General features: G+C 46.1%; 13 protein-coding genes. 4 read left to right on the top strand and 9 right to left on the bottom strand.

The genetic code is table 11. The features are described from left to right. Positions 1-156: 156 nt before the first annotated feature. The 4 genes from DXN05_RS22125 to efp all read right to left on the bottom strand — a co-directional run bounded on the left by DXN05_RS22125 (position 157) and on the right by efp (position 3564). A complete protein-coding gene (locus DXN05_RS22125; RefSeq protein ID WP_158559403.1) occupies positions 157-732 on the bottom strand; it encodes a helix-turn-helix domain-containing protein in 576 nt (191 codons plus the stop codon). A gap of 154 nt (positions 733-886) precedes the next feature. Further along, positions 887-2227, bottom strand: coding sequence for an acetyl-CoA carboxylase biotin carboxylase subunit (gene accC, locus DXN05_RS22120; RefSeq protein ID WP_116849475.1), 1341 nt, complete (start codon positions 2225-2227; stop codon positions 887-889). A gap of 104 nt (positions 2228-2331) precedes the next feature. Continuing rightward, positions 2332-2817 carry an acetyl-CoA carboxylase biotin carboxyl carrier protein gene (gene accB, locus DXN05_RS22115; RefSeq protein WP_116849474.1) on the bottom strand — a complete coding sequence of 162 codons (486 nt, stop codon included), beginning with the start codon at positions 2815-2817 and terminating at the stop codon, positions 2332-2334. 174 nt (positions 2818-2991) lie between these two features. Continuing rightward, entirely contained in the window at positions 2992-3564 is a 573-nt protein-coding gene (gene efp, locus DXN05_RS22110; RefSeq protein WP_116849473.1) for an elongation factor P, read from the bottom strand. Between the two features lie 165 nt (positions 3565-3729). Between efp and DXN05_RS22100 the strand changes: the two genes are divergently transcribed. Together DXN05_RS22100 and mdh are read left to right on the top strand one after the other, a co-directional pair. Then, complete coding sequence (locus tag DXN05_RS22100; protein ID WP_158559402.1) at positions 3730-4236, top strand: TlpA family protein disulfide reductase; 507 nt, start codon at positions 3730-3732, stop codon at positions 4234-4236. Between the two features lie 112 nt (positions 4237-4348). After that, complete coding sequence (gene mdh, locus DXN05_RS22095; protein WP_116849470.1) at positions 4349-5281, top strand: malate dehydrogenase; 933 nt, start codon at positions 4349-4351, stop codon at positions 5279-5281. A 1191-nt stretch (positions 5282-6472) separates the two neighbouring features. Here mdh and DXN05_RS22090 read toward each other — a convergent pair. The 4 genes from DXN05_RS22090 to DXN05_RS22075 are packed head-to-tail and all read right to left on the bottom strand — an operon-like array spanning position 6473 to position 10667. Then, positions 6473-7471, bottom strand: coding sequence for a glycosyltransferase family 9 protein (locus DXN05_RS22090; protein WP_116849469.1), 999 nt, complete (start codon positions 7469-7471; stop codon positions 6473-6475). A gap of 36 nt (positions 7472-7507) precedes the next feature. Next, positions 7508-8740, bottom strand: coding sequence for an MFS transporter (locus tag DXN05_RS22085; protein WP_116849468.1), 1233 nt, complete (start codon positions 8738-8740; stop codon positions 7508-7510). 15 nt (positions 8741-8755) lie between these two features. Continuing rightward, complete coding sequence (locus DXN05_RS22080) at positions 8756-9412, bottom strand: DedA family protein (protein ID WP_116849467.1); 657 nt, start codon at positions 9410-9412, stop codon at positions 8756-8758. Positions 9413-9422: 10 nt separating this feature from the next. After that, positions 9423-10667, bottom strand: a complete 1245-nt coding sequence (locus tag DXN05_RS22075) for a dicarboxylate/amino acid:cation symporter (protein ID WP_116849466.1) — start codon at positions 10665-10667, stop codon at positions 9423-9425. Between the two features lie 268 nt (positions 10668-10935). On the opposite strand from DXN05_RS22075, the gene DXN05_RS22070 reads away from it, so the two are divergent. Together DXN05_RS22070 and DXN05_RS22065 are read left to right on the top strand one after the other, a co-directional pair. Next, entirely contained in the window at positions 10936-12561 is a 1626-nt protein-coding gene (locus tag DXN05_RS22070) for an amino acid permease (RefSeq protein WP_116849465.1), read from the top strand. Positions 12562-12694: 133 nt separating this feature from the next. Continuing rightward, the gene (locus DXN05_RS22065) at positions 12695-13417 is read left to right on the top strand and encodes a YebC/PmpR family DNA-binding transcriptional regulator (protein WP_116849464.1); all 723 of its coding nucleotides are present in this window, start codon (positions 12695-12697) and stop codon (positions 13415-13417) included. Between the two features lie 167 nt (positions 13418-13584). On the opposite strand, the gene DXN05_RS22060 is transcribed toward DXN05_RS22065, so the two are convergent. Continuing rightward, on the bottom strand, positions 13585-15978 hold the full coding sequence (locus DXN05_RS22060; RefSeq protein WP_116849463.1) for an alpha-ketoacid dehydrogenase subunit alpha/beta: 2394 nt from the start codon (positions 15976-15978) through the stop codon (positions 13585-13587). Positions 15979-16099: the final 121 nt, after the last annotated feature.

Here is a 16099-nt window from a genome sequence, read left to right as displayed (position 1 = left end):
GTTGTCAATTAGTTGGGTGACAACACAAATCTACCCGGCTCTATCCCGAAGGACGAAGAATGGGCGTTAACAAATAGTAAAGTAATTGTAAACTTTTAGCGCTTAACAATTGCTTAATTTTAGAATCACTAAACTTTAAAGTATTTTATTTAACATTTAGGAAGGATCGTCAAAAAAGTAAAATACCAGCATCGTGCAATCGTCACTGCTTAAACAGGTGGTTAAATGCGGTTTCCTGGCATCATAATAAAAAGAGTCCCCTTCTTCCAGCACATATATTTTATCGTCGATGGTATACTGCATGGCCCCTTTAATCATATAATCAAATTCGTAGGCATTGGTAGAAACAAAACCGCGCGGCGCATCTTTTTCCTGGCGGTACAGCACCACATCTACCAGTTTGCCGTTTTGTTTGAAAGAAGTAATACGCCTGTAATAGGAACCCTGCTTGTATTCGCGCTCTACCGTCTCGTACTGGCTGGCTTTTATCAGCAGTGGCTCATCGGCCTCTTTCATGGAGATATTGTCGAAAAACTCGTTCAAATCAACCTGCAGGGCCTTTATAATGCTCAGCAGTACTGTTAATGACGGAACGGTGCGGTTGTTTTCGATCTGTGAAATAAGGCCCTTGGTTACGCCTACCGATTCTGCCAGCTCCTGCAGGGTAATACTGTTCTCTTTTCGCTTTTCCTTAATGCGGTTACCTATTTGAAGAATAATATCATTTTGCATACTCAACGGTTTAATGGGCTCTTGCAATGTACATAAATCCATACGCCACTGCCTGTTTATTCCGGCATATGGGCTAAAGCTTCGGGCAATATATATAAACAAAAAGGTCCCGGCAAAGCCAGGACCTTTATCTTAAGATTATCGTTGTACGTGTTTACTTCATTTTAAAGCTTTCGAGGAACTTGGTATTGAAGTTACCGCTCCTGAAATCTTCGTTCTGCATCAACTGCAGGTGGAAGGGGATGGTGGTTTTAACACCTTCAATCACGTATTCGCTGAGGGCACGGTACATGGTATCGATGGCTTCGTCGCGTGTACGTGCCACGGTAATGAGCTTGCCGATCATGGAATCGTAATAGGGCGGAATAACATAACCTGCGTATACATGGCTGTCTACACGCACACCGTGCCCGCCGGGTGTATGCAGCGTGTTGATGCGGCCCGGTGAAGGACGGAAATCATTGTACGGGTCTTCGGCATTGATACGGCATTCGATGGCATACATCTGTGGCTCGTAGTTGCGGCCGGAGATTTTTTCACCCATCGCAATCTTCAGCTGTTCTTTAATCAGGTCGAAGTTGATCACTTCTTCTGTTACGCAATGTTCTACCTGGATACGTGTGTTCATTTCCATGAAGTAGAAGTTGCGGTGCTTATCTACCAGGAACTCGATGGTACCTACACTTTCATAGTTAATGGCCGATGCAGCTTTAATAGCTGCTTCACCCATTTTCTGGCGCAGTTCTGGCGTCATGAAAGGAGAAGGTGATTCTTCTACCAGTTTCTGGTGACGGCGCTGGATAGAGCAATCGCGTTCGCTGAGGTGACAAACAGTACCATAACGGTCGCCTGCTACCTGTATTTCAATATGGCGCGGCTCTTCCACGAATTTCTCCATGTAAATGCCGTCGTTTTTAAAAGAAGCGGCTGCTTCTGCTTTTGCTGTGTTGTAAGCGCGTTCCATCTCACTTTCTTCCCATACCACGCGCATACCTTTACCACCACCACCGGCTGTGGCTTTCAGGATAACAGGGTAACCCACCTGGTTTTTAGCCAGGTCAATGGCCTGTTCCAGGCTTTGCAGCAGGCCGTCGCTGCCCGGGATAACGGGAACGCCTGCTTTAATCATGGTTTCCTTGGCAGTGATTTTATCGCCCATGGCATTAATCATATCCGGCGTGGGGCCTATGAATTTAATACCATGATCACCGCAAATCTGTGCAAAACGGGCATTCTCGGCCAGGAAGCCGTAACCCGGGTGAATAGCGTCTGCATTGGTAATTTCTGCAGCAGCCATAATATGGGGAATGTTGAGATAAGAATCGCTGCTCTGGGGCTTGCCGATACAAACAGCTTCATCCGCAAATTTTACATGCAGGCTGTCTTTATCTGCTGTAGAATAAACAGCCACCGTTTTAATACCCATTTCCCTGCAGGTGCGAATAACGCGCAGGGCAATTTCGCCACGATTGGCTATCAATACTTTTTTAAACATCAAACTAATTTGAAAATTTGAAAATGCGGTGTAATGGTTCGATGGACAGATGGTTATATGGTTAATGCAACCATTCAACAATGCAGCCTGCAACCATCAACCAGTTAAGGTTCTACCAGGAATAATGGCTGATCGTATTCTACCGGGCTGGCGTCTTCTACCAGTATTTTTACGATTTTGCCGCTTACTTCACTTTCAATTTCATTAAACAATTTCATGGCTTCAATAATGCACACCACTTTACCGGGTGCAATTTCGTCGCCGATTTCTGCGAAAATGGGTTTATCGGGCGAGGGACGACGGTAGAATGTACCAATCATCGGGCTTTTAATGGTAATCAGGTTGTCTTTCTGCGGTGCAGCAGCAGGTTGCTGTGCGGCAGGCAGTGAACCGGCTGCAGGCGCTGCGGCCAGCTGCTGTACGGGAGCCTGTGCGTATATGGGAGCTGAGGGGGCAGCAACTACGGTCTGTATCTGCTGGTCTTCTTTCTGTTTGATAGTGATCTTAAATTCTTTCTCCTCAATGCTCAATTCCCCGATGTTGCTCTTATTGATAATCTTAATCAGCTCCTGAATTTGTTTAAAGTCCATACGACGTCAATTTTTGGGGTTTTAGTAAGTTTCTCGGCGTTTTTAGCTGAAAACGGGTGGCAAAATAGGTAAAATAGACAAAATTCCACCTTTTTTTTCAATTTTTTGCCATAGGGCACGGGATGAAAAAAGGGATGGTTTGCACCACCCCAAACAAGTATATCACCAGAAGGTTTATTCTTTTTCTTTTACTCTTTCTACGTACTCACCGGTTTTGGTGTTTACGCGGATCAGTTCGTTCTCATTTACAAACAGGGGAACGTTTACAGTGGCACCTGTTTCAATGGTAGCAGGTTTTAATGCACGGGTGGCAGTATCACCTTTTAAACCCGGTTCGCAATAGGTAACCAGCACTACAATTTTCTCGGGCAGCTCGGCACCGATAGGTTGTTCTGTTTCATTGTTGATGAAAACATACACTTCAGAACCTTCTTTCAGAAACTGGGGCGCGTCAATCATTTCTTCGCCTAAAGCAATCTGCTCAAAGGTTTCATTATTCATGAGGTTATAACCCGAATCATCTTTATACAGGTACTGGAAGGTTTTCTTCTCTACACGCACAGGAAAAATGTTCTCACCGCTGTTCCAGGTTTTTTCAATGGTACGGCTGTTGTCAACGCCTTTTAATTTTGCCCATACCTTGGCTGCCGCGCGGGCAGTTTTGTTCTCACCAAACTCTACCACTGAATACAGACTGCCGTCCAGTTTCAAAATCATGCCACGGCTGATATCTGATGTAGTTGCCATAAAAAATTTTGTTGATGGTTTAATGTCCTTTAACAACCGGCCCGGCGCCGGATTTTTGCAAAGTGTGGCAAATGTAGGGATTACGGTTGAAACCTGCATAAACAGGCAGGTATTTTACCGTATTCAACATTTTTCCCTGAAATTTGAGCCAAAATGAAGTCTTCCATGAAAAAAGCAGCCCTGGTTATTTTGTTACTGGCCGGATTTTTCACCGTTCATGCCCAACGTGATATCAGTTACGACACAACCGCCCCTTACCGCCACCACCCCGCTATTCCCGATTTTAAATTGCTGCAGCCAGACAGTACCTGGTTCAACAGCGCCGATTTACCCAAAAACAAGCACGTAGTTATTGTATACTTCAATCCTGATTGCGGCCACTGCCAGCAGGAAGCCAAAAGCATGATTGAACACAAAAGCGAATTAACCAACGGTGCTTTTGTATTTGTAAGTTACCACAACCCGCAGCAGATTGGTGAGTTTGTAAAAGAATACAAACTGAAAGAACTGGCGTATGTGGTAGCCGGACGTGATACCCAATATTATATACCTTCCTTTTTCCGTATAAAATTCACACCATTTGTAGCGGTATACGACAAAAAAGGTAACTTACAGAAAACGTTTGAAGGCGGTGCGGAAATTGACGCATTGAAGAAAGAGCTGTCCCTTTAAACAATACGTTGTATCCGGCGTTTTTCTTTCAGCAGGCGATCCCCCTCGGTATTAGTCACATCATTCCATAGAATTTTGTCATTTAATTATACCCAATTAAACAGGATGCTATATGAAAGTAACAGTAGTAGGAGCGGGCGCTGTAGGTGCCACTTGTGCCGACAATATTGCCCGCGCTGCTTTATGCGAAGAAGTTGTACTGCTCGACATTAAGGAAGGGCTTGCCGAAGGCAAAGCGCTGGATATAACCCAAACCGCAACACTGCTCGGTTTCGACACAAAGATTACCGGCAGCAGCAACGATTACAGCAAAACCGCCGGCTCACAGGTGGTGGTTATTACTTCAGGCATACCCCGCAAACCGGGCATGACGCGTGAAGAACTTATCGGCACCAATGCCGGTATTGTGCAAACCGTAGCACAAAACATTCTCCAATACTCCCCCGATGCCATTATTGTAGTGATCAGCAACCCCATGGACACCATGACTTACCTGGCACTGCAAAGCACCGGCCTTCCAAAAAACCGCATCATTGGCATGGGCGGTATTCTCGACAGTGCCCGTTTTAAATGCTATCTCAGCGCTGCACTCAACTGCTCTCCTGCCGATTTAAATGCACTTGTTATAGGCGGCCACGGCGATACCACCATGATACCGCTTATCCGCTACGCCACCTGGAACAGTGTGCCTGTTACACAGTTCCTGTCGGCCAATCAACAGCAACAGGTAGTGTCCGATACCATGGTAGGTGGTGCTACTTTAACCAAACTCATTGGCACATCTGCCTGGTATGCCCCCGGCGCAGCAGGTGCTGCATTGGTAAAAAGCATTCTCCGCAACGAGCAGCGCCTGTTCTCCTGCTGTGTTCACCTCGATGGTGAATATGGCGAAAAAGACCTCTGCCTGGGTGTACCTGTAACCATCGGCAAAAACGGCTGGGAAAAAATCATCGATTACCGGCTCAATGAGACCGAACAGGCCCAGTTCGCCAAAAGCGCCGAAGCCGTTCGCAGCATGAACGCCGTACTGCAGACTTTATCGTAGCGGTTTTGTGTTTCAAGTTTCAAGTTTAATGTTTCAAGTTCCATTGTTCCAGCGTTCAATAGTTCAATTGTTCAATTGATTGCATTGTTTAATACCCCTGCCCAAGGCTGTGTCCCCACAGCCGACGTATAGGCTATCTGTCTAAATTGAACAATGAAACTTTTGAACAAAACACTCATCGCCGATACCCACACACAAAAGCCATGTCCAACATTAAACGTTCAACGGGAAATCTTGAAACAGGAAACAGTTCTGTTTAGCGCCGGTTCCAGCGTTCAATAGTTCAATTGTTCAATTGATTGCATTGTTTAATACCCCTGCCCAAGGCTGTGTCCCACAGCCGACGTATAAGCTATGTGCCTAAATTGAACTTTTGAACAATGAAACTTTTTGAACAAACACTCATAGCTGATACCCACACACAAAAGCCATGTCCAACATTAAACGTTCAACAGGATATCTTGAAACAGGGAACAGTTCTATTTAGCGCCGGTTCCAGCGTTCAATAGTTCAATTGTTCAATTGATTGCATTGTTTAATATCCCTGCCCAAGGCTGTGTCCCCACAGCCGACGTATAAGCTATCTGCCTAAATTGAACTTTTGAACAATGAAACTTTTGAACAAAACACTCATCGCCGATACCCACACAAAAGCCATGTCAAACATTAACGTTCAACAGGAAATCTTGAAACAGGGAACAGTTCTATTTAGCGCCGGTTCCTGAGTTCAAATGTTCAAAAGTTCAATTGATTGCATTGTTTAATATCCCTGCCCAAGGCTGTGTCCCCACAGCCGACGTATAAGCTATCTGTCTAAATTGAACTATTGAACAATGAACTTTTGAACAAAACACTCATCGCCGATACCCACACACAAAAGCCATGTCCAACATTAAACGTTCAACGGGAAATCTTGAAACAGGAAACAGTTCTATTTAGCGCCGGTTCCAGCGTTCAATAGTTCAATTGATTGCATTGTTTAATATCCCTGCCCAAGGCTGTGTCCCCACAGCCGACGTATAAGCTATGTGCCTAAATTGAACTTTTGAACAATGAAACTTTTTGAACAAACACTCATCGCTGATACCCACACAAAAGCCATGTCCAACGTTAAACATTAAACTTGAAACGTTAAACCGAAACAGGTTAGCCCCTTGAACAATTGAACGCTTGAACTATGGAACCTTCAAACTATTGAACCTTCTTAATCCCCTTCTCCACCGCCTGCACAATGGCCGGGATATCCTGGTTGTTCATGCATTTAAAATGACCTTTGGGACATTTTTTATACCCTATTTTACTGCAGGGACGGCACGAGAGGCCATTTACTTCAAACACAGGGGCATTTACTACGGCATTGCCGTAATAGGGTGTCATACCAAAAGCAGGGACCGTATTGCCCCACACAGAAATGATTTGTTTTTTAAAAGCAGCCGCCACGTGCATTAAGCCGGTATCGTGTGTTACCACCAGCCTGGCATTGCGTACCAGGTGCGCGCTTTCATTGAGATTGAATTTGCCGCAGGCATTGTAAATTTTAACTGTATCCTGTGCGGCAATCAGTTCACCTGCTGCCCTGTCTTCAGGGCCGCCCAGCAACACAACAGGGTGTTGCAGCGAGGCGCACAACTGCTGCAGTTTGGCCAGCGGCAATTTTTTGGTATTGAGTGCAGCACCTATTACCACGGCTACGTAACCGGCATGATGGCTCATGGGTAAATCGGTAACAGGCACCTCATCTTTGGCCGGAATAAAATAATCCAGCCCGCGCCCATCGTTCACCACACCCAGTGTTTTGGCAGCATCCAGGTAGCGATCAACGATGTGCACCGGCGGCATGCGGTTTATTTTAAGTGCAGTGAGTAGCCATTTCTGCACATTGAGTTTATTGAACGAATAAGCAGGCACTTTTTTTAAAGCCCGTTTAATGCGAAGGGTGCGCAGGTTATGATGCAGGTCTATAATGCAGTCGAACTGCTCAGCCTGCAATGCTGCAATCATCGCATCCCAGTCATCGCCCAGCACATGCACCTTGCTTACATACGGGTTGCTGTTAAGCAGGGTGGCAAAGCTTTTCTTGGTTAAATAATGCACCTCCGCCTCCTGCACCTGCTGTTTAACGCAGCGTACAACAGGCGTTGTTAATACAATATCGCCAATGGATGATAAACGGACAATCAACACCTTCATAACAACTTATTTTACGCTGCAATGCGTGCTGCACAGCTATTCTTCTATAAAATTCAGATCCCTGCCGTAGGTTTCCTGTATTAAAATGGTGGCTACAACGCCGATGCTCATTACAATAACACCGGTAATCCATGCACCGGTAATATAGTCACCTGTTGTATTGCGCAAAAACTGGAACAACATTAACACCAGCGGCAGCATGCCACGCACCATATTGGGCACTGTAGTGGCAGCGGTAGCGCGCAGGTTGGTGCCAAACTGCTCGGCCCCCATGGTTACGAATATGGCCCAGAAACCGGTGCCAAAGCCAAGACCGGCTGCAATAATGTACATGTTCATGGCAGAGCCGTTATACTGTACGGTAAAATACAGTATCATAAACAGCGCCGTGATGGCATAAAACACATACAAGGCTTTTTTACGGCTTTTGAACCACTGGCTTACAAAACCGATTAATATATCGCCGATAGAGATACCCGCGTAGGCAAACATAATTGACTTGCCCGCGTCAATAGGTTCGGCAATATGCATTTCCTTGCCAAACTCTTTTGAAAAGGTAACCAGTACGCCAATCACAAACCAGGTGGGCAAACCAATGAGAATGCTCAGCAGGTAACGTTTAAAGCGTTCGCCTTTTTTAAACAGCATGAAAAAGTTACCGCGCTGCACATCCAGCTTTTTCACTTCATGAAACATGCCCGATTCAAAAACGGAAATGCGCAGTAGCAACAGCAGCACACCTAGGCCGCCACCAATAAAATAACAGGTACGCCAGTGAAAGTTCTGTTTAATAAAAAAGGCTACCACGGCACCGGTTAAACCCAGCCCCGCCACCAATGAAGTGGCCACGCCCCTTTTTTCTTTGGGTATTAATTCAGATACCAGTGTAATACCGGCACCCAGTTCGCCTGCCAGGCCAAGTCCGGCAGCAAAACGCACCCAGGCATACTGGTGCACATTCTGTACAAAGCCATTGAGTATATTGGCGGTGGAGTATAATAATATAGAACCGAAGAGCACACTTAAACGGCCGCGCTTGTCGCCCAGCACACCCCAGAAAATACCGCCAAGCAAAAGGCCCGTCATTTGGAAGGTAAGAATGGTTTCGCCCTGGTTGCGGATCTCGAGGTCGGTTAACCCAAGCTCGTGCAAACTGGGCACGCGGATAATGCCAAACAATAACAAGTCATAGATATCTACAAAATAACCCAATGCCGCTACCAATACCGGGATTGATAAAATTCCTAGCTGTTTCTTAACGTTCGTCATATAATATATCTGTTATTAACTATTGGTTGGAGTTGAATCTTTCTTCCTGCCGAAGAAGATTTTAATGATAACAGGTAATGTGGTAATCAGGATAATGATAATGGTAATGGCTTCAATATGATCTTTCAGGCTGAAGTTGTATTTAGACTGAACCCAGGCCTGTAAAAAATGCCCGCCGAGAATCATGGAAGTTACCCAGCAGATACTGCCGATGATATTGTAAAAAATAAAAGTAGACCTGTTCATTTTTACAATACCCGCAATAATGGGAGCAAACGTGCGGATGATGGGCAAAAACTTGGCGAGAAAAATAGTGCCTTTGCCGTACTGCTCATAAAACTCCTGCGCTTTAATCAGGTGTTTCTTTTTAAACAGCAAGGTATCCTTTCGTTTAAACAATAGCGGACCTGCTTTATAACCAAACCAGTAACCTGCCGCGTTGCCCAGCACAGAAGCAATCACAATCATCAGGATAATGATGCTGTAGTGTACGCCGAAAAACTCTGCAGCAAAATCCTGGATATACAGGCCGGCAGCAAACAGCAGGCTGTCGCCCGGCAAAAAGAAACCAAGAAACAAACCGGTTTCAGCAAAAATTACGAGCAGCAGTACATATAACCCGCCGTTATGAATAATCCATTCAATAAACTGCTGGAGAATACCTTTTTCCATGTTGAGTGTGTTAATCTATTGGATTTGTTAATGCCTTTTCCCATTTACTCACCACGCTTGTAGCCAGGGCATTGCCCAGCACATTGGTAGTGGTACGGAACATATCGCAAAAATGATCGATGGGCAAAATCAGTGCAATGCCTTCCGGCGGAATATGAAACATGCCGCAGGTGGCGGCCACCACTACCAGCGATGCACGGGGCACACCGGCTATACCTTTGCTGGTAAGCATCAGCACCAGCAGCATGGTAAGCTGGGTGCCAAGGTCGAGCGGAATGTGATAGGCCTGTGCAATGGCAATGCTGGCAAACGTCATATACATCATGCTGCCATCGAGATTGAACGAATAACCTAACGGTAAAATAAAGGATACTATTTTATTATTGCATCCAAAACTTTCCAGTTGTGCTGTTAATCTTGGAAACACCGCTTCGCTGCTCGTGGTACTAAAGGCAATCAGCAGCGGGCTGCCAATACGTTTCAGCAAATCGGGCAAACGCTGTTTCAATATCAGTACCCCCACCAGCAACATTACTACCCATAACAGCGCAATACCCATAATGAAATACAACAGGTAGGCACCGTAAAACGAAAATACTTCAAAACCTCTTTCAGCTACCACAGCTGCCAAAGCCCCCAGCACGCCAACCGGCGCAAAGTACATCACATAGCCTACCATTTTCAATACAATATGCGCGGCTATATCCAGCGCACGCACCAATGGTTTGGCTGCCTCGCCTATGGCAGCGGCGGCCAGACCAAAAAATACAGCGAACACAACTATATGTAAAATTTCGTTGGTGGCCATAGCCTGTACCACACTTTGCGGCACCACGTGTTTTACAAAGTCTTCCAGTGTAAAACCATGCGTACCCGCAACAATATCACTGGCCAGGTGTGCGTCGGCAGTGTTTAAGCTAATGAGTTTACCGGGCTGGGTAAGATTTACCATTAACATGCCCAGTAATAATGATACCAGCGAGGCAGACACAAACCACAGCATGGCCTTGCCGCCTACACGGCCTACAGATTTTAAATCGCCCAGTTTCGCAATACCTACTACCAGCGTTGTAAATACCAGCGGCGCTATGATCATTTGTACCAACCGCAAAAAAATGGTAGTCAGCAGCCGTATATTTTTGGCAAACCCCGTTATATATGCAGGAGAAGTATGTTCATGCACCACATAGCCTATTGCCATACCTACTATCATTGCCAGAATAATATATAAGGTAAGGCCATTCAGTTTTTTCATGCAGCACTTTTGATTAATTGGCGCAATATAATACTTATAACGCAAGTTCATTGATCAGGCAGGCGATTACAGCAGCTTGTCAATGATCGTATTATGATGGTGTACCTGGTCAAAAAGCAATACAGCCCTTTGTCATATAACATATTTAGGTAATGTAAATTATTATTCAGTTTTAATGCAATTGCTGCAGTTTGATAAAAGTTTTGATCCGGTAAATGAATAAATCCTTATTTTTCCAAATCGTTTTGCTAAAAATTCAACGCTATTTATGAGCTTATTTGTTAAGAAACCTTTGAATCAGTTATTGGCGCAGGCTGCCGATAGTGAAAAGGGTTTGAAACGTACCCTTGGAGCAGGAAACCTTGTCGCACTCGGTATTGGTGCCATTATTGGCGCAGGTTTATTTGTAAGAACGGCAGCAGCATCTGCTGAAGCAGCCGGCCCCGGTGTTACCCTTTCTTTTATTGTTGCAGCAATAGGCTGTGCTTTTGCCGGTTTATGTTATGCTGAATTTGCCTCTATGATTCCCATTGCAGGCAGTGCCTATGCCTACTCTTATGTAACCATGGGCGAACTGGTAGCCTGGATCATTGGCTGGGCGTTGATTATGGAATATGCACTGGGTGCAGCCACGGTTTCTATTGCATGGAGCGAATACTTAAATAACCTGCTTGGGGGGAGCATTCCATACCAATGGTGCCACTCGCCGTTTGAAACCTTGCACAAGGTAGTAGGACAAGTCAATATTGACCAGATTGCTACTGCAGGTGCCGACTTTGTAAAAACTGCCAAAGAAGGTTCATTGATCTTAACATCTGAACAATTTTCAAAACTGCCTGCTGCTTTAACCCCGCTGGTACAGGTATCGCATGGCATTATGAACCTGCCTGCATTGGTTATTTTGTTAGCGCTTACCCTGCTGTTGATTAAAGGCACAGAAGAATCTGCCAAAGTAAACTCTGTGATCGTATTTATTAAAGTAAGCATCGTATTACTGTTTATATTCCTCGGCTGGAAATTCATTAACCCCGCCAACCACACCCCTTACCTTATTCCTGAAGGAACACCCGGCCATGAAGGCTTCTTCAAACATGGCGCAGGCGGTATACTAGGTGGTGCGGCTATCGTATTCTTCGCGTTTATTGGCTTTGATGCGGTAAGTACTGCTGCACAGGAAGCCAAAAACCCCAAGAAAGACATGCCCATCGGTATTCTTGGCTCACTGGTGGTTTGTACCATTTTATACATCCTGTTCGGTCACGTACTCACTGGTGTTGCCAACTGGCAGGAGTTTCAGGCAGCCGGTAAAGAGGCTTCTGTAACTTATGCTATCAAAACCTACATGAAAGATTATGCATGGCTGGGTACTGCGGTTAACATCGCCATCCTCGCAGGCTTCTCTTCTGTAATATTGGTAATGCTGCTGGGCCAGAGCCGCGTGTTTTATACCATGAGCAATGATGGCCTTATTCCAAAAGTATTCAGCGACCTGCATCCCAAATTCAAAACACCTTACAAAGCCAATATGATCCTGTTCGTATTTATTGGCCTGTTCTCAGGATTTGTACCAGGCAGCGTGGCAGGTGACCTTACCTCTTTTGGTACCCTGTTTGCATTTGTGCTGGTAAGTGCCGGTGTATGGATTCTGCGCAAGAAAAGCCCTGAACTGGAACGTCCGTTCAAAGCCCCGCTGGTACCCATTGTCCCAATACTGGGTATTGTTATTTGCGGTGGTATGATTGTGGCGCTGGACAGCCAAACCCTGAAAGTGGCATTTGCATGGATGGCCATTGGCCTGGTGGTATACTTTACCTACAGCAAAAAACACAGTAAACTGCGCGTACCGGAAACCACCGGGAAAAGCACGCAGCCTGCACAGAGAGAAACAGTATAGCTGCTGTATAGATAAATCATTTACGGCGTAAGCCAGCGCAAAGCCCTTTTTCAACAGGAAAAGGGCTTTTGCGTAAATCAATTGCTTCGTTTAATTTTGCCGGAAAGAAAAAAGTTAATCAAATAACCATAGCATGGGAAGGATTTTTGAAGTTCGTAAAGCCACGATGTTTGCCCGCTGGGACAGGATGGCCAAACAGTTTACCCGTATAGGGAAAGAGATTGCGATTGCTGTAAAAGCCGGCGGCCCCGACCCGGCCACCAACCCTGCGCTGCGCCGCTGTTTTCAGAACGCCAAAAGCGTAAACATGCCGAAAGACCGTGTAGAAGCGGCCATCAAGCGTGCACAGGGTAAAGAAATGGATAACTACGAAGAGATATTATATGAAGGTTATGGTCCGCATGGCGTGGCCATACTCGTAGAAACAGCCACCGACAACCATGTTCGCACGGTAGCCAACGTAAAAAGTCATTTCAACAAAGGCAACGGCGCCCTTGGCAACAGCGGCAGCGTTAGCTTCCAGTTTAAAAAAATGGGTGTGTTCAAATTAAACCCTGCCGGTTTAAACATCGATGATCTTGAACTGGAACTGATTGATTTTGGCCTGGAAGAACTGGGCGAAAGCACCACTGAAAACGGCGACCCCGTACTGGTATTGCGCAGCGCCTTTACCGATTTCGGCAAACTGCAGAAAGCACTGGAAGATAAAGGCATCACCCCTATCAGCGCCGAGCTTGAATGGATCCCCTCTACCACCGTTCCTGTAACCGACGAACAGGCAGAAGATATCTCCAAATTAATCGAACGCCTCGAGCAGGACGAAGATGTGAGCAAGGTGTTTCATAATATGGGCTAGTAGCAGATGGTTATATGGTCAGATGGCTTGATTGTTATGAGAAATAATCATCTGGCTTCTTAATAAAAAAAGTCCCCGGCTGTAATTACAACCGGGGACTTTTTAATTTATATGTCAGCGAAATGTTTAACCATCAAACAATCCCAGCCATCTAACCATTCCCTCGATTATTCAGTCACCATCTCCATAATCACTTCAATAATATCTTCTGCATTGGGTTTGCTGAAATAATCGCCGTCGCTGCCGTAGGCCGGGCGGTGTGCCTGTGCGGTAATGGTGCGTGGCGCCACATCGAGCCACTGGTAACCGCCCTGCTGTTCCATTACATGATTAAACATATAAGCAGTAGCACCGCCGGGCACGTCTTCATCAACAAATACAATACGGCTGGTTTTCTTCAGCGATACCAGTATGTCGTGGTTAATGTCAAACGGCAGCAGGGTCTGCACATCTATTACCTCGCAATGTATGCCCAGTGCGGCGAGGCGTGTAGCGGCTTCCAGCACAATGCGCAGGGTTGAGCCATAGCTCACCACTGTAATGTCTGCACCTTCGCGCACCACTTCAGGTATACCCAGCGGAACAGTATATTCAAGCAGGTTGGCCGGTAATTTTTCTTTCAAACGGTAACCATTCAGGCATTCTACCATAATGGCAGGGTCATTGCTTTGCAGCAGTGTATTGTACATACCAATCGCCTGCACCATATCGCGGGGCACACATACATACATGCCACGCAGCGAATTAATAAGCATACCCATAGGCGAACCGCTGTGCCAGATACCTTCCAGCCTGTGGCCGCGTGTGCGGATAATGAGCGGGCAGCTTTGCTGGCCACCGGTACGGTAATGCAGTGTAGCCACGTCATCGCTCAGTGTTTGCAGGCCATACAATACATAATCCAGGTATTGAATTTCGGTAATAGGGCGCAAACCACGCAGCGCCAGGCCTATACCCTGACCGACTATGGTCAGTTCGCGGATGCCTGTATCAAATATGCGGCTGCTGCCATGTTTGTCCTGCAAACCTGCAAAACCCTGGTTCACGTCACCTATTTTACCAACATCTTCACCAAAAGCAAGTACCCTCGGGTTGTGTGTAAACAGCTGATCAAAATAGCGGTTCAGCACTTCGTAGCCGTTGAGCATTTGTGCATCGGCCGGTATATGCGCCGCAACCACCGGCACTTTCAATGCGCTTTTAGGGCCTTCGTTGTATAAGTCTGAATTATATAAAGCTTTATTAACCTGCTTCAGTGTTTTGCGGAATGCTTTCACCTCGGGTACAGAAGGAGAATGCGGTGCTGTTTCCAGCGCCAGCGACAATCCCCTGAAAATATCCCTGCGCAAAGGTTCCCGGTTGTTTTCAAGATCTGTGGCCAGGTGCTGCAATTTCTGGTAAACTTCCATATCGTTTACCACCATGCTTTTCACCATTTCCGCAGCCTGCAGCGCCTGTTCTTTAATAGGCTGCTGGTATTTTTGCCAGGCCCTGTTTTTGCTTTCGCGCACCTGTTGGCGAATGGTCATTTCCATTTCACCCAGTTCTTCTTCTGTGGCAATACCGTTTTCAAGCACCCATTCGCGCATTTTGCGCAGGCAATCCCATTCTTTCTCCCATTCCAGTCTTTCAGCGCTTTTGTACCGCTCATGACTACCGGAAGTAGAATGCCCCTGCGGTTGCGTAATTTCTTCTATGTGAAATACAGCGGGAACATGCGTATCACGTATTTTCTGCAAAGCGGTTTCAAACACCTCGCACATGCCTGCATAGTCCCAGCCCTTGAGGCGGTAAATATCCAGGCCATTGGTATCTTCTTTTTTCTGGAAGCCTTTTAAGGCAGCAGAGATAGAACCTTTGGTGGTTTGCAGCGAGGTGGGAACAGATATGCCATAGCCATCATCCCATATAAATATAGCCAGCGGCACCTGCATTACACCGGCAGCATTCACCGCTTCCCAGAAATGCCCTTCAGATGTAGATGCATCGCCGATGGTGCAGAAACAGATTTCATTCCCATTGTCAGACAGGTTTTTCATTCCCTGCAGCTCACGCACCTGCCTGAACGATTTGGAGGCTGCTGCAAGGCCGAGCGCGCGTGGCATCTGGCCTGCTGTGGTAGAAATATCTGCTGAAACGTTCATCAGGTTGGCAATGGGTGCCCACTCACCATTGGGTTCGGTGATACGGGTAGCAAAGTGCCCGTTCATTTGCCTGCCCCTGCTGAAAGGTTCGTTATTAATATCCGGATCGGCATACATCTGGGCAAAAAACTGCTCCACTGTAGCCAGTTGGGTTGCAAACATAAAGGTCTGGTCACGGTAGTAACCCGCGCGCCAGTCGCCCGGCTGAAAAAACTTGGCCATGGCCACCTGCGCCACTTCCTTCCCATCACCAAAAATGCCAAACTTCGCCTTGCCGGTAAGCACTTCGCGCCTGCCCAGCAAACTTGTTTCACGGCTTTCCAGTACTACCCGGTAATCGGCCAGTACCATTGCGCGGAAACCTTCGTAAGACAACATATCGTCTTTAACCTGAATAGTGGTGGGTGAATTTTCCATGTAGCAAAAATATTGATTTAGAGGGTAGTGCGGTCAATTTTAAAAACACATGACAGTTTTGTGAATAGCGTGTTTATTACTTGAATAAATTGATATTTGTTAAAATCGGTCCGCTGATCAA

The sequence above is a fragment of the Deminuibacter soli genome, from assembly GCF_003412455.1.
GTDB lineage: Bacteria > Bacteroidota > Bacteroidia > Chitinophagales > Chitinophagaceae > Deminuibacter > Deminuibacter soli.
Note: the sequence above shows the minus strand (reverse complement) of the source record. Positions and strands in the feature narration are given on the sequence as shown.

Excerpts from the sequence above, each read along its gene's own strand:
- DXN05_RS22125 (WP_158559403.1), bottom strand. The coding sequence starts at position 732 with ATGCAAAATGATATTATTCTTCAAATAGGTAACCGCATTAAGGAAAAG.
- accC (WP_116849475.1), bottom strand. The coding sequence starts at position 2,227 with ATGTTTAAAAAAGTATTGATAGCCAATCGTGGCGAAATTGCCCTGCGC.
- accB (WP_116849474.1), bottom strand. The coding sequence starts at position 2,817 with ATGGACTTTAAACAAATTCAGGAGCTGATTAAGATTATCAATAAGAGC.
- efp (WP_116849473.1), bottom strand. The coding sequence starts at position 3,564 with ATGGCAACTACATCAGATATCAGCCGTGGCATGATTTTGAAACTGGAC.
- DXN05_RS22100 (WP_158559402.1), top strand. The coding sequence starts at position 3,730 with ATGAAAAAAGCAGCCCTGGTTATTTTGTTACTGGCCGGATTTTTCACC.
- mdh (WP_116849470.1), top strand. The coding sequence starts at position 4,349 with ATGAAAGTAACAGTAGTAGGAGCGGGCGCTGTAGGTGCCACTTGTGCC.
- DXN05_RS22090 (WP_116849469.1), bottom strand. The coding sequence starts at position 7,471 with ATGAAGGTGTTGATTGTCCGTTTATCATCCATTGGCGATATTGTATTA.
- DXN05_RS22085 (WP_116849468.1), bottom strand. The coding sequence starts at position 8,740 with ATGACGAACGTTAAGAAACAGCTAGGAATTTTATCAATCCCGGTATTG.
- DXN05_RS22080 (WP_116849467.1), bottom strand. The coding sequence starts at position 9,412 with ATGGAAAAAGGTATTCTCCAGCAGTTTATTGAATGGATTATTCATAAC.
- DXN05_RS22075 (WP_116849466.1), bottom strand. The coding sequence starts at position 10,667 with ATGAAAAAACTGAATGGCCTTACCTTATATATTATTCTGGCAATGATA.
- DXN05_RS22070 (WP_116849465.1), top strand. The coding sequence starts at position 10,936 with ATGAGCTTATTTGTTAAGAAACCTTTGAATCAGTTATTGGCGCAGGCT.
- DXN05_RS22065 (WP_116849464.1), top strand. The coding sequence starts at position 12,695 with ATGGGAAGGATTTTTGAAGTTCGTAAAGCCACGATGTTTGCCCGCTGG.
- DXN05_RS22060 (WP_116849463.1), bottom strand. The coding sequence starts at position 15,978 with ATGGAAAATTCACCCACCACTATTCAGGTTAAAGACGATATGTTGTCT.